We start from the raw sequence: 14,196 nt of genomic DNA on the forward strand, positions 1-14,196 counted from the left end.
TCAAACTTTTAGTTAATATTAAAATTAAATACCTCTTGTTTTCGGCAGCTAAAGTAGACTGAAAAGGTTTCCTAAATAATACGATTCCGTTACATCAATGTTACATTTATTAGGTTTGTTTATTGTCTTTTGAAGATCGAGAAGTTAACACTACCGTACCGGCGATGTTCGAAAAAGTTGGGTTCCGAGGAGAAGTCCACGGTGCCGGGATGTTCGATAATGGCGATTCCGTCCGGGGCCAGTAGATCGTTATTGAAAATGGCAGCCGGAATCTCGTTGATTTTTTCTAGGTTGTAAGGAGGGTCTGCGAAAATGATGTCAAAGGTCGTTCCGTTCAGTTTTTTGCAGGCGATAAACACGTCTGTTTTGAAAATGGTCATATTCTTGAATCCCAATTGGGCGGCCGTCTTTTTTATAAAGGCGTAATGGTTATAGTTGAGTTCGATAGAAACTATTTTCCCTGCCCCCCGGGATGCGAATTCGTAACTGATACTTCCCGTTCCTGCAAAAAGATCCAGTACGGAGGCATCCTCAATATCTATATAATTGTTGAGGACATTAAATAAATTCTCTTTGGCAAAATCCGTTGTCGGACGTGCTTTGAAATTTTTGTCGGGTGTGATGATTTTACCTTTGTGTGTACCGCTTATAATCCGCATCGATGAAGATTTAACAAGTGAGTAAAATGAGAACTGTTGAATTCTTTATCGTGAAGAATACCGTTTAACAGGGGTTCTTTAGCAAAATAGGGATTCGGGAGATAGAGCGAGAGTAACTCTTTCAGTTTATTATCTTTGAGCGCCGGGCCGCATATCGAAAGATGCGCTTTCTCTTGGTTGATTCCGCACTCTTTGATACAATTTAATAAAAAGTACACGATGTCAGTCATCGCTTTGTAGCTAAACGTGTTAAATAGCTGAATACCGGAGTCTCGGATAAATAACAGATCAAAATAGTTGTCCTGAATGTCTAGGAAGATCTGCTCCGTGTCTCGTAGCGCCTTGCTCATGGCACCTAGTATAAAAGGGTATGCCCCATTTACGATTTGAACCACGGGAAAATGTTCCCGTACAAAATCATGAAACGATGAAATAACCGTCTCCACGAGATAGGCTTCTATCCCCTCTATGTGGTGATAGAGGATCGTGTCATCCGGTGATACTTCTTGGTTGACCGTGTAGAGGGTGGCAATATTGGCCTTGTCGAAAAAGGCTCCCGGAACCAGTAGTTTTTCTTTGAAACACGGCATGATATATACTTTCTTGAAACGAAGGTTCAAGATCGTATCGTTCACCACGTAATTTTTTAACTTGGCCACGACGGCCTCTCTGGAATCCGCTGCATAGGGTTCGTGTACAAACACGACTAGCTTTTCCGTTTCATCATGCACGCAAAATGAAAATCCATCCGTTGCATAACGGATGGATAATATCGATTTTTTAGATGATTCGTAAGTAAAATTGGAGTCAACAAAATAAATGCTCTGCATGTATTTATTCGTTTACAAACCGGAAATTACTCCCAGTTACCCACGTTATTGTTAGCCTCTTGTACGCTACCCACTTTTAATCCCGGGTATTTGTTTAATCTTATTCTTTCACCGTTTTCCTCCAAAATGGCATCTTCGTATTCATCGAACAAGTCTTCAAAAATGACCATGTTTGAAATACGAGCCTCGAAAACAGGCACTTCAATACCGGAATCCGTCCAGATCATGTTGGTTCCCATTAAGAATTCATGTTTCTTTTTGGTAAAAGGAACATAACGAAGATCGTCAATGGGGTAGTTTTTACCGAATAATTGTTCTAAAGCGGCAACTCTGATCGTGTCACGGATAATCAACCCTTTTTTCAAAGCGTCTTGTTCCGTCATACCTTCTTCGAGTTGATCATCAGTAAGTTCTCCGATAGAACGTACGGTTTTCAATGAATCGTATTTCACGAAATTGATTAATGAATCGAAACTACTGGTGTATGTTCCATGGATACTTTTGAAAGCATCTTGAGCTGTTCTGATATCTTTCAGTTTTTGGATAACCCTATCATATCTCTGTTTTTTCAACTTCTGAAATTGAATAGGATTCTGCACGCTTTCGTAGCACATGTATCCCAGATAGAGAGCGGCAGCTGCTAAAAGAATTTGAATAATAATTTTTTTCATCTTTTTCGTCAGTATATTTATTATGTATTAAACAAGTTAGTTCTCGTTATTATTTAAGCTGTTTTTTCCTATCTTTACACGGTATTTTTTGACGATACCGTGAACAAATCCTTAATGGATTGTCGTGTCGGCAAATATAAAAAAAAAAAAGATCACAGCACACTTTTGTCTATTAAATTTAGTGATGATAAATGAACATTTTGAACGTATTGTAAAAGAGAAGTTTGGATTCGATTTTTCGCCCACGCAACAGGAGGCAATGAAGAATTTTTTAGCTTTTCTCTTTGATCGTCATCCTGAAAGTTTGTTTTTATTGAAGGGATATGCCGGAACGGGGAAAACTTCTTTGGTGGCGGCCATCGTGAATACATTACTGCAATTTGAACAACAGGTTGTTTTACTGGCTCCGACGGGGAGAGCGGCGAAAGTGTTTTCCGGTTATTCGCATCAGCCTGCTTTTACGATACATAAAAAGATTTACCGGCAGAAAAATGCACAGGAGGGAGTCGGGATATTCAACTTGGGATTTAACGGGAATGCCAACACGCTTTTTTTCGTGGATGAGGCATCCATGATCTCAATGGGTTCTCAGGATTCGAATTTTGGGACGGGGTCTTTGCTGGATGATCTGATTGAGTTCGTGTACAACGGGAGGAATAATCGCTTGGTGTTAATCGGGGATACAGCCCAATTACCCCCGATTGGCGTGGATGTCAGTCCGGCCTTGGAGGCTGATTTCTTGCAGGTGAGTTACGGAATGGAGATATATGAGGCAAACTTGACCGATATCATGCGGCAGTCGGAACAATCCGGAATCCTGTACAATGCTACTCGGGTACGGGAAATGATCGGGGCGGGACCTTTTACCAAACTCTTGCTTCGGGTAGCGGGTTTTCCGGATATTGTACGGGTAAGCGGGAGTGAACTACTGGAAGAGTTAGATCAATGTTATAGCTCTTTTGGGATGGACGAAACGATGGTGATTTGTCGGTCGAATAAACGGGCCAATCGTTTTAATGAGGGGATACGGGCTAGGATCCTTTACCGGGAAGATGCTTTCAGTAGTGGGGATAAGGTCATGATCGTGAAGAATAATTATTTCTGGGGAGCGGAGTACGATAAGGTGGATTTTATCGCGAACGGGGATATTGCCACTGTGGAGAAGGTCGGGAAATATAAGGATTTATACGGATTCCATTTTGTCAACACTCGTCTAAGTATTTACGGTTACGAGGAAGAGATCACGGCATGGGTCATGTTGGATACCTTGACCACGGAACAACCTGCATTGAGTTATGAAGATTATCGGCGGTTGTATATGGCCGTGGAAGAGGATTATACGGATATTGCTTCCAAGCAAAAACGGTTTAAGAAAATTCAAGAGAACGAATATTATAATGCCCTGCAAATTAAATTTGCCTATGCAGTCACGTGTCATAAAGCCCAAGGGGGACAATGGGATGCGGTATTTGTTGATCCGGGATGGCTGGGAGAGGATTCTTATGACGATGAGTATTGGCGTTGGTTGTATACGGCATTTACCCGGGCCCGCAAAAAATTATACTTGATTAATTTCAAGGATGAGATGATTGAGATGGAGGGATAAAAGAGAGGTGTCAAAAGTCATTTATTAAACTCCTCCGTCACTTCGTGCCACCTCCTCTATAAACAGAGGAGGTGCTGGTGATTTTTCCCGAAAATAGAGAGTATTTCAGCTCTCCCTCTGTTTATAGAGGGAGTACCCCGAAGGGGGGAGGGAGTTTGAAAAATGACTTTTGACACCTTTATGCTTTTTATTGAAGCTTCAAATCCTTGATAATAGCATCAATACGGGCGTTCGCATCCTGCTGCGCCCGTTCATAGTCATTCATATCTTTCATCTGGGCCCGGGCTTCAAAGTAAAATTTAATCTTAGGTTCAGTACCGGAAGGACGAACGGAAATCTTACTACCATCGGCCAAGAAGAATTGCAAAACGTCACTTTTCGTCTCGAAATTGAGGTGCGTTTTTTCTCCCGTTTGTAGGTTTGTTGCTTCCAAAGAGAGGTAGTCTTTTTTCAACACAACCGGACTATGATTAATCTCTTTCGGGGTGTTGTGGCGGAACTCTTCCATCATGGCTTTGATCTCTTGCGCCCCGCTTAAACCTTTGCGCACGATATAAATCATTCTCTCTTGCGAGAATCCGTATTTGGCATAGATTTCCTTGAGGAAAGAGTACAGTGTTTTATTTTGCATCTTTACCCAAGCGGCGATTTCGGCCATTAATGACGTGGCAGAAACCCCGTCTTTGTCCCGGGTAAATGCTCCCGGCATGTAGCCAAAAGATTCTTCCCCGCCACCGATGAATTTCTCCCCGCCTTCTTTGCGGATCACGTCGGCAATCCATTTGAATCCGGTGTACACGTCATAACAGATGATATGATTCTTTTCTGCGATGTCTTTAATCAATTCGGTTGTGACTATGGTTTTTACCGTGTATTCTCCACCTTTAAGCTGGTTCAGTTCTTTTTTTCTGCGGATGATGTATTCCGTGAAAATAATATTGGTCTGGTTTCCGTTCAATAGCGTCCATTCTCCCGCGTCATTTTTTACGGCAATTCCGATGCGATCCCCATCCGGGTCACAAGCCATAGCCAAATCTGCATCAATTTTGCGAGCTAGGTCCAGAGCCATTTTGAAAGCTGCCGGTTCCTCCGGGTTTGCAGATGCCACGGTCGGGAAATCCCCGTCGGGAATACTTTGTTCTGGTACGGTATGAATGTTCGTGAATCCCCAGTTACGTAAAGAGGCGGGAACAAGTTCGTAGGTAGTTCCATGTAGTGGGGTAAAGACGATCTTCAAATCGTGTTCTTTTTGTATGGCTTCCGGTGAAAGACTTAACGTTTTCACTTTATCCAAGTATTTTTTGTCAAAATTTTTTCCTAAAATGGTGATCATTTCCGGTACTCCTTCGAATTTAATATCCGAGACTTGTACTTTTTTTACTTCATCGATCACGTTCTTATCATGCGGGAGAACGAGTTGTGATCCGTCATCCCAGTATGCTTTATAACCGTTATATTCTTTCGGGTTGTGTGAGGCTGTAAGGATAACTCCTCCTTTGCATCCTAGATCCCTGATAGCAAATGACATTTCGGGTGTGGGGCGCAAGTCTTCGAACAGGTAAACGTGTATCCCGTTGGCCGAGAAAATATTGGCGGCTGTTTCTGAAAAGAGCCGGGAGTTATGACGGCAATCATGACCGATACATACGGCCTTCTTTTCATGCGGGAACATTTTGTTGATGTAGTTTGAAAAACCTTGCGTGGCAGCGCCTACCGTGTAAATGTTCATGCGGTTGGTTCCCACTCCCATGATTCCCCGTAAACCGCCGGTTCCGAATTCCAGATCGTTGTAAAACGATTCAATCAATTCTGTCGTGTCCGTGTTTTCCAATATGCGTTTTACTTCTTCGCGTGTTTTTTCATCGTATGCCTTGTCCAACCATTTTTCGGCTTTGGCTCTGGCTATTTTTATGATGTCATTATTTTCCATAAGTAATCATTTTATTTACCTTCTTGCAAAGTTAGGATTTTCTTAAATGAATAGTATGGATTTTGGAATTAAATTGTTACGTTTCAACGAAGAAATTTTGAGAAAATGTTTAAATAAAAAAGCCTCGTTTCAAACGAGGCTTTTTTATATGGCTAAAGCTTAAATTAAAATTTCTTCTCTTTAATTTTTGCTTTCTTTCCGGTAAGCTCACGGAAGTAGAAAATTCTGGATCTACGAACAACACCTCTCTTGTTCACCTCGATTGCATGAATGTAAGGAGAATTGAAAGGAATGATACGTTCTACACCCACGTTACCAGACATTTTTCTAACCGTAAAAGTCTTGGTAGTTCCTGTTCCCTTAATTTGGATAACAACACCTTTGAAAATCTGAATACGTTCTTTGTTTCCTTCTTTAATTTTGTAGTGTACGCTAATGGTATCACCCGTGTTGAATGAAGGAATTTCGATAGCGTTTTCTTGAGCAAAAGCCTGTTCCGCAATTTTAATTAAGTCCATTGTCTTTATTTTAAAAAGTTTATTTATCGAACGCAGTATTACGACTTTTGTCTTTTATGTAAGAGACTACGTACGTTTTAAAATCGAGTGGCAAAGGTAGAAAAATAAATATTCCGATGCAAGTATCGGAATATTTATTTTGTAGTGTTTATTCTACCACCTCAAGTTTTTTACCCGTTTGTTCGATAAGCATTCGGAGATACCATTCCGGTAAAGCGGGTTGCTCCACTTTCGGGTTTTTCTCTCCCGGGATTGCGGTTTTTACGTTACCATCCATGAATTTGCAGAACAGGTAACCGTAGAAATCTCTCCACGTGTCCACCAGATGATTTCCAGTGCGACAGGAGAAATCCGTGATAAATTTAATCGCTGATTCTTTGTCTTGAGCTAACATCTCTTTTGCTCCGGCATCGATCATTTGGACGAAATTCACGTATTGTTGTTCCAGCGCAACTTGTTTTGCACGAATTTCCGGGTGAATCAAGTTATAGCGTGTGTACGCGAAGTTCGTTACTTGGTTGAATACCCAGAAGGCTGCTTTATTGGTGAATTCCATCATGCTGCCGTTCCCCTCTGCGAATGCGAAAGGCACTTCCGTGGCTGCTGAATACATCGGGAAATACACGGAGCTAGCCGCATCGTCAACGCCAAACCAAAGGATTCCTCCGATTTCATCGGGTAACCAACTTCTACATTGTGCTACAAACGTGAATCCGGTTTGTTGGGTTGCTGTTGCTCTTTCGTGAACATATTCCTTCCCGTCTACTTTGAAACTCATCGGACGCCATCTGTACGGACATTCGTACGGACCGGCTCCCATATCCTTGCTCATATCCAGTTCTGTTCCTTCCAAGTGATCACGCATGAAATCCATTACTTGCATCACGTCCACTTTCTCGCTGGGTTTAATCCATAACGGCATACGGTTGGTTGCGTAACCTTTGCTATCCCGTTGAATGTTTCTTCCCGTGGCGTAATCCCAGTATTGAGCCATGTCCGGGTTCACGGCATTAAAGAATGCCCAAACACGGATTTCACAGGCACGAGCCCCGCTGAAGTCAACCGGAGCGTAAGTATCAGAAAAACTGAAATCTTTATTTTTCCCGTCTTGAGGATAGAATCCTTTTTCTTTCGCGAAAGAGATCACGTCCTTGGAATACACGGTGGTGATATTCGGATCGTAAATCTTGTTCATTTTGTCTGAAGAGATCGAAGTTTTGCCTTCTAACGGGAAAGTCGTGATACGAGCTTGGTTTGCGTGAGCGGAAACATATCCGTCCGGTACCATGCGTGCTACCCAAACAGCTCCTTTTTCTCCTTCTCCCTTACCGATGATTTCGATAATCCATACTTCGTTCGGGTCAATGATAGAGATCGACTCTCCACTACTTGCCCAACCGTATTTTTCAATCAAGTCGGTCATTATTACAATGGCTTCACGGGCATTTTTCGCACGTTGTAACGTGATATATATAGCGCTACCATAATCTATAATAGCTCCCGTTTGGGATTCCAGTTCTTTACGTCCCCCGAAAGTGGTTTCGGAAATAGCGAGCTGATGCTCGTTCATGTTTCCTACCACGTTGTACGTGTGGGCTACTTGCGGGATTTTACCCATAAATTTGCCGGTGTCCCACTCGTAAACATCGAGCATACTTCCGGCAGGCCAGTCTTGTGCGGGCCAGTGATACAATTCTCCGTATAAAACGTGGGAGTCGGCAGAATAAGTGACCATTGTCGACCCGTCTTTCGTTGCTCCTTTCGTGAATAAAAAGTTCGTGCAGGCCATCGTGTACGTGGTGCAGCAAACTAACGCTAGTGTAACCAGTAAATGTGCTTTTCTCATTTTTAGTTATTGGTTTATGATTATTTTGATAATTATCGAATTCTGTCAAAAGATTTGAGCAATTTGATGTCTTTAAGTATTCCCCTTATGGCCATGTATGTGAAAATAATACAGATCACGGGTAATATAAGGCTGAATTTATAAAGAATCTCGGCGTTCATTTTGTCTGCGAATTGATTGATGTGATACCACATCAAGATAATGGCACCGATCAATAGGATGATTTCCACGATGCATAAACGCAATTGGAGGAAACGTTTTTTGAACAGGAACACATTCACTAAGGGAACCCCGATCGTGAAAATATTCATGATTAACAAGGCCCAGTAGTGGGCTTGTAGCACGCTATTTTCTCCAATGAGAACCACGCCATAAGTAAAAAAGTTATAGCTCGCATCATTCGGGATAAGCAATTGGGCGATCGGCACGTACAATGGAATCGTCATGATGATTGCTACCACGAGCAAGTAAATAGTTTGAATCCTTTGAATCATAATTAATAAGTGATTAACGTATGAGAGAATTTAATGTATATTCAATAAGTTTCTTCATGTGCGGTTTGTAATCGGCCGAGGCATCCCCGTTGACCCGGTTAGCAATGATCAGGCAAATCGTGGTGGCCCGATGGCCCATAAGAGCTGCCAGCCCGGCAATGGCGGCACTTTCCATCTCGTAATTGACAATTTTGTAATTCCCGAATTCGAAACGGGCAATTTCATCATTCACTGTAGGCATCTCGATCGGTAAGCGAAGCACTCGTCCCTGTGGTCCGTAGAATCCGTTTGCCGTCAACGTGACGCCTTTCACGGTAACGCCTTCCGTGTGTAATTTGTCCACCAGTTCGTCAGATGCTTTTACTGCGTACGGGCGGGCTGCTAAGGGTGTCCAGTGACATTCCTTGATAAAGGCCTCCTCGAAAGCGGCATCACATACCATTTCGTTATCCCGGTAGAAACGCAATACCCCGTCTATGCCGAGGCTCATTTCCGAGATCACGAATGAATGTACGGGAACATCTGCTTGCACGGAACCGGAAGTTCCGATTCGTACTATATTTAATGTTTTCTTTTCTGCGTTTATTTCTTTGGTGTGCAAGTTGATATTGACCAAAGCATCTAGTTCATTCATCACGATGTCAATGTTATCCGCACCGATTCCGGTAGAGATAACTGACAGGCGGTGTCCCTTGTAATATCCGGTGATGGTACAGAACTCCCGGTCGCTTTTCCTGACGTCTATTTTCTCGAAATATGAGGCAATCATTTCTACTCGGGAAGGGTCACCCACGAGGATCACTTGTTCTGCCAGATCTTCGGGATGAAGGTGGAGGTGAAAGACACTCCCGTCATCGTTTGTGATTAATTCTGATGATTTTATTGGCTCCATATACTGTTTACTTTTTGAGCAACCAAATTTAGTAAAACAAATAATACCGGACAAATGTTTGGGGGTTTTTAATCCTGTCGCTCCGTTTGGATTAAAAAGTTACAGGTTACAAGTTAAGTCTTCGACTTTAAACCTGTAACCTGTAACTTAAAAGTCCGGCTATCTCGGCCGGACTTTTAATTATTTCGCGTAGTTTATAGCGCGTGTTTCTCGAATCACCGTTACTTTCACCTGTCCGGGGTAGGTCATTTCATCCTGAATCTTTTTAGCGATTTCGTATGAAATTTTCTCTGCCTCCGTGTCAGATACCTTTTCACTACCAACGACTACCCGCAATTCGCGGCCTGCTTGGATGGCGTAGGTTTTGACTACTCCGTTATAAGAAAGTGCAAGGTCTTCCATCTCTTTCAGTCGTTTGATGTATGACTCAACTACTTCCCGTCTTGCGCCCGGACGTGCGCCTGAGATGGCGTCACAAGCCTGAACGATCGGGGCGATCATCGTTGTCATTTCAATCTCTTCGTGGTGAGCACCGATAGCGTTACAAATATCCGGTTTCTCCTTGTATTTTTCTGCTAGGCGCATACCGAGGATTGCGTGCGGTAATTCCGGTTCATCATCGGGTACTTTACCAATGTCATGCAATAGTCCGGCACGTTTTGCTTTCTTCACGTTCAAGCCCAATTCCGCAGCCATGATGGCACAGAGGTTGGCTGTTTCGCGAGCGTGTTGTAACAAGTTCTGCCCGTAAGAAGAACGGTATTTCATTTTACCGACCAACCGGATCAATTCCGGGTGCAACCCGTGAATACCCAAGTCGATGGTGGTGCGTTTTCCAGTCTCGACGATCTCTTCCTCGATTTGTTTTTTCACCTTGTTGACTACTTCCTCAATCCGTGCCGGGTGAATACGTCCGTCGGTAACTAATTGGTGGAGTGAAAGGCGAGCGATTTCTCGTCTTACCGGGTCAAATCCGGAAAGTACAATTGCCTCCGGGGTGTCGTCCACGATGATTTCAACACCGGTGGCTGCTTCCAGCGCCCGGATGTTACGTCCTTCCCGTCCGATGATACGTCCTTTGATTTCATCCGAATCAATATGGAATATAGATACGGCGTTTTCAGTGGCAGTTTCCGTGGCCACCCGTTGGATGGTTTTTACCACGATCTTTTTCGCCTCCATGTTTGCCGTCATTTTTGCCTCTTCCATAATCTCGTTCACGTATGACATCGCTTCGGTTTCGGCCTCGTCTTTCAAAGAACTGATGAGTTTTTCCTTTGCCTGATCGGCAGACATCCCGGAAATGGCTTCCAGTTGTTCGATCTGTTGTTTTTTGAATTTATCCAGTTCGGCGTGTTTCTTTTCCAGTAATTCTTTTTGGGCCTCTAGCGTCTCCTGTTGTGTCTCCGCATCTTTGATCTTGCGCTGACATTCTTCCATTTTACGAGCCAATTCGGCGTCTTTTTGTTTTAGCTTATTTTCCGCGAGAAGGATTTTGCTATTGCGGGCATTCACTTGTTTTTCGTGTTCGGCCTTTATCTGCAGGAATTTCTCCTTTGCTTGCAAAATCTTGTCTTTTTTAATTACTTCCGCCTCTGCTTCCGCTTCCTTGATGATGTTTTTGCTCCTGTATTTCAAGGTCATGTTGATTAGCAGGTATCCGAGAACGAATCCCACTATCAGAGCAATAACACCGGTAATTATTATTGTTATCATATTCGTAACTTGAATTTATAGTTATATAATATATTTTGGTGTTTTTTGTTTATACAAAAAACCCGCATCATTTCTTCTTTAAAAAACCCCTGTTAGACACGGGTAGAGCTGCCGTCAGATTCAAACTTCCACCGTCCCGAAGGAACCCCGAAGGGTTGAGGCCTGTCTTTGGCTAACTAAGCTTCACTCTAATTGGTTAAGTGTTGAGTTTTCCAGTTAAATACGAAATAATGCGGGTATATCTATTTCCTTTTCAAAGAACTCTTTCTTTTTTACTCTTTCACAACTTCATCGAGCCTGCTACTAATCTTCTTCACCTCGTCCAATACCGGCTCCACGTCGTTTCGCCTTTCAGCCTCCAGCATTTTTACCGTGAATTGTAATGCGGTAACAGCTAGAAAATCAACGGGATCAGCAGTTGCGTACTTTTCCCTATATTTTGCAATCTTACTATTAATCAGTTGTGCAGCTTTTCTGATCTCCTCTTCTTCCTCTCTCTCTATGGTCAGAACGCAGGGCCTACCGGCTATATTTAGCGTAATAGTAAGTTTATCATTCATATTTAATTATTCAAAAGAGCAATACATTTATCAATCTCCCGCACAAGTTGGCTTATTCTATTTTTGGCCTCGGAACTTCCTTCTCCGGTCGAGATAGCGGCAGCCACCTTCAATGTCTTGATTTCTTCATGTAATTTCATGTTCTCACTTTTCATTCGCTCGATTTGAATCCTGAGTTCTTTCATCTCTGAATCCATCTCTCTGTTTTTGTCCAGTGAGGATATATATAGTTTTATCAGTCGTTCAACTTTTGTGTTTAGCTCGTTAATAACGGCATCTTGTTTTGCTGTCATAACATAATCTTTACACCACAAAGATAGAATAATTTCTTTTAATTATCAATAGTGTTATTAATTTTGCAATGGATTTAATGGTTTTTTTATGACAAACAAGATAATGTGGAGGGGGATTGGAGCATTGTTGTTGATGTTACTTCTTTTATCATCAAATGTTTGCGCACAAACAGACACGTTGCTTTACCCGTTGAAAAATGTTCCGCTATTGAGTGGAAATTTCGGAGAATTGAGAGCGACACACCTGCACTCCGGGCTGGATTTTAAAACCGGAGGGCGGGAAGGTCTACCGGTGATTTGCGTGAAAGACGGTGTCGTGGCACGTGTAAAGGTGTCTGCCACGGGGTACGGGAATGCCCTGTACTTGGAACACGAGGGGGGAATAACCACGGTGTATGGTCATTTAAGCCGTTTTGTACCCCGAATTGCGAAAGTCGTGAGAAATATACAATATAATAAGGAGTCATTCGAGGTGGACGAGAATATGTCGGGCTATGAACTCCGTTTTCGTGCGGGTGACACGATTGCTTATAGCGGGAATACCGGCTCTTCGGGTGGTCCTCATTTGCATTTCGAGGTGCGTGACACGAAAAGCGAGCGTGCTTTAAATCCTTTACGTTTTCTTTCGGTGAAGGATCAAACGGGACCGAGCGTGCGAGGGGTTTACGTGTATCCGATTTCAAACGAGGGGGTGCGGAATGCAACTCGTCGGGTGGAAGTGAAAAACACGGGTAACCGGGTGTTCCGGGGAGGAAAGGTCGGGGTACCCGCCGGGATGGTCGGGATTGGGATACAATCTGATGACTATATGAAAGATTCTTGGAACAAGTTGGGCGTGTATGACTTGAGCGTGAGTGCTAACGGACAGGAGGTCTTTAAAATGACCATGAACGAGCTTTCTTTTGACGAGACGTTTTTGGTTAACGAGTTGAAGGATTTTCATCATTACAGGGAAAACCGTTTGGTTTACTTGACTTTCGGGAACTATCAGGAGCAATTGTTGTCCGTTCGTAATCAGAACGGGGGATTTATCCCGGTTGAGAAAGATAGCGTGGTGGATGTTACAGTTGATTTATCGGACATTAATGGGAATCGTTCCAGTATCATGTTCCAGTTATGGGGTAAATCTCCCTCGCGGGAATTGGTATTGACGGACGAGGAAAAATTATTGATGAATCATCAAAACGATAGCTTGAAACAAGGAATATATACCCTGTGGTTGGAGGCGGATGCTTTATCCTATCCGATCGTGTGCAAGCCGGAGGTGTCTTCCCGCTTGAGAGATAGTGTCGAGACGATCGAGGTGTTTTCTACCGGGAAACAAATATACCCGTTGATGAAAAATGCCCGGTTGGTGGTTGGCGGGAAGTTCCCGGAAAAGTCCGTGATCTGTTTGCTGGAGAAAAGTAATCGTTTTTCTGCCTTGAAGACCCGATGGACGGAAGAGGGGCTTGAGGCATTTCCCCGGGTGTTGGGTGAATACACGGTTCGTCAGGACACGATTGCCCCGGTTGTTCTTTACACGGGGAGGGCCGGGCAGAAGATCCGCTTCAAGATGGTTGATGATTTGTCGGGCATCTCTTCTTATCGGGTTGAGGTAAATGGAAAATGGTGTTTGTTCACGTATGACGCGAAAAATCGCCTGCTGGAAGGTAACATAAATGAACCCGTTTTCGTGAAAGGAAAAAACAGGCTTGTCTTGAAGGTGGAGGATGCCGTGAAAAATATTGCTACCTTTGAGACGGATATTTATAAAAAGTAGAAATAACAATGAATATAGAAGAAGCAAAACAACTGGCAAAACAAGGCGATCGGGAAGGTGCAATTGCCATGCTCCGGCAAATGTTGGAACAGAATGAAGGAGAACGGGAACTCGTGCTGTTGGAACTGGGAGTGGTGTATAATGCCATGGGGGAGACAACGCAAGCGATAAACCATCTGAATGAGGTGATGCGTATAAATCCCGAAAATACAAAGGCGAAGGCTTATTTGGATATGATTAATGGAATTTTGAATTATTATTGTAAGGATTTGCTGAATCCCTGATTTATCACCGTAATTCTCTTGAAATACCGCAGTAATAATCTCGCATGATTCTTTCATCCAACTTTTCACTCCGTTGCTCGCTTATGGGGAATGGGCTATGAAAGGGCGATGGAAGGGAGTTGAAAGGGCGTGAGG

The 14,196-nt window shown here is 43.1% G+C and carries 14 protein-coding genes; 3 read left to right on the forward strand and 11 right to left on the reverse strand.

Annotated features, from left to right (window positions below):
• Positions 1–119: 119 nt before the first annotated feature.
• Genes QVC79_RS07050 through QVC79_RS07060 form a run of 3 tightly spaced genes read right to left on the reverse strand, consistent with a single transcriptional unit; the run spans position 120 to position 2,160 of the window.
• Positions 120–659: an RsmD family RNA methyltransferase gene (locus QVC79_RS07050; RefSeq protein ID WP_124318301.1), complete on the reverse strand. Its 540-nt coding sequence runs from the start codon at positions 657–659 to the stop codon at positions 120–122.
• Positions 647–1,489, reverse strand: coding sequence for a DUF3822 family protein (locus QVC79_RS07055; protein ID WP_270592175.1), 843 nt, complete (start codon positions 1,487–1,489; stop codon positions 647–649). Before QVC79_RS07055 ends, QVC79_RS07050 begins: the two co-directional genes overlap by 13 nt.
• 26 nt (positions 1,490–1,515) lie before the next feature.
• Positions 1,516–2,160, reverse strand: coding sequence for a hypothetical protein (locus tag QVC79_RS07060; protein WP_124318299.1), 645 nt, complete (start codon positions 2,158–2,160; stop codon positions 1,516–1,518).
• 184 nt (positions 2,161–2,344) lie between these two features.
• Here QVC79_RS07060 and QVC79_RS07065 point away from each other — a divergent pair, with 184 nt between their 5' ends.
• The gene (locus QVC79_RS07065; RefSeq protein ID WP_270592179.1) at positions 2,345–3,766 is read left to right on the forward strand and encodes an ATP-dependent DNA helicase; all 1,422 of its coding nucleotides are present in this window, start codon (positions 2,345–2,347) and stop codon (positions 3,764–3,766) included.
• Between the two features lie 187 nt (positions 3,767–3,953).
• On the opposite strand, the gene QVC79_RS07070 is transcribed toward QVC79_RS07065, so the two are convergent.
• The 8 genes from QVC79_RS07070 to QVC79_RS07105 all read right to left on the reverse strand — a co-directional run bounded on the left by QVC79_RS07070 (position 3,954) and on the right by QVC79_RS07105 (position 12,015).
• Entirely contained in the window at positions 3,954–5,696 is a 1,743-nt protein-coding gene (locus tag QVC79_RS07070; protein ID WP_270592181.1) for a phospho-sugar mutase, read from the reverse strand.
• 164 nt (positions 5,697–5,860) lie between these two features.
• Entirely contained in the window at positions 5,861–6,214 is a 354-nt protein-coding gene (gene rplS / locus QVC79_RS07075) for a 50S ribosomal protein L19 (protein WP_027200792.1), read from the reverse strand.
• 148 nt (positions 6,215–6,362) lie between these two features.
• On the reverse strand, positions 6,363–8,060 hold the full coding sequence (locus tag QVC79_RS07080) for a dipeptidase (RefSeq protein ID WP_270592183.1): 1,698 nt from the start codon (positions 8,058–8,060) through the stop codon (positions 6,363–6,365).
• 32 nt (positions 8,061–8,092) lie between these two features.
• On the reverse strand, positions 8,093–8,554 hold the full coding sequence (locus QVC79_RS07085; RefSeq protein ID WP_124317607.1) for a DUF4293 domain-containing protein: 462 nt from the start codon (positions 8,552–8,554) through the stop codon (positions 8,093–8,095).
• Positions 8,555–8,567: 13 nt separating this feature from the next.
• Positions 8,568–9,446, reverse strand: a complete 879-nt coding sequence (locus QVC79_RS07090; protein ID WP_270592186.1) for a nucleoside phosphorylase — start codon at positions 9,444–9,446, stop codon at positions 8,568–8,570.
• Between the two features lie 180 nt (positions 9,447–9,626).
• Positions 9,627–11,162 (reverse strand): ribonuclease Y, encoded by a 1,536-nt coding sequence (rny, locus tag QVC79_RS07095; protein WP_087420794.1) that lies wholly within the window; start codon positions 11,160–11,162, stop codon positions 9,627–9,629.
• Positions 11,163–11,434: 272 nt separating this feature from the next.
• The gene (locus QVC79_RS07100) at positions 11,435–11,722 is read right to left on the reverse strand and encodes a cell division protein ZapA (protein WP_027200797.1); all 288 of its coding nucleotides are present in this window, start codon (positions 11,720–11,722) and stop codon (positions 11,435–11,437) included.
• 2 nt (positions 11,723–11,724) lie between these two features.
• Positions 11,725–12,015 (reverse strand): coiled-coil domain-containing protein, encoded by a 291-nt coding sequence (locus tag QVC79_RS07105; RefSeq protein ID WP_087420795.1) that lies wholly within the window; start codon positions 12,013–12,015, stop codon positions 11,725–11,727.
• Between the two features lie 88 nt (positions 12,016–12,103).
• Here QVC79_RS07105 and QVC79_RS07110 point away from each other — a divergent pair, with 88 nt between their 5' ends.
• Both QVC79_RS07110 and QVC79_RS07115 read left to right on the forward strand, forming a co-directional pair.
• Entirely contained in the window at positions 12,104–13,777 is a 1,674-nt protein-coding gene (locus tag QVC79_RS07110; RefSeq protein ID WP_270592189.1) for a M23 family metallopeptidase, read from the forward strand.
• 8 nt (positions 13,778–13,785) lie between these two features.
• Entirely contained in the window at positions 13,786–14,061 is a 276-nt protein-coding gene (locus tag QVC79_RS07115; RefSeq protein ID WP_124318352.1) for a tetratricopeptide repeat protein, read from the forward strand.
• The last annotated feature ends 135 nt before the right edge of the window (positions 14,062–14,196 follow it).

It is taken from the genome of Butyricimonas sp. (genome assembly GCF_019423355.1).
Taxonomy (GTDB): Bacteria; Bacteroidota; Bacteroidia; order Bacteroidales; family Marinifilaceae; genus Butyricimonas; species Butyricimonas faecihominis.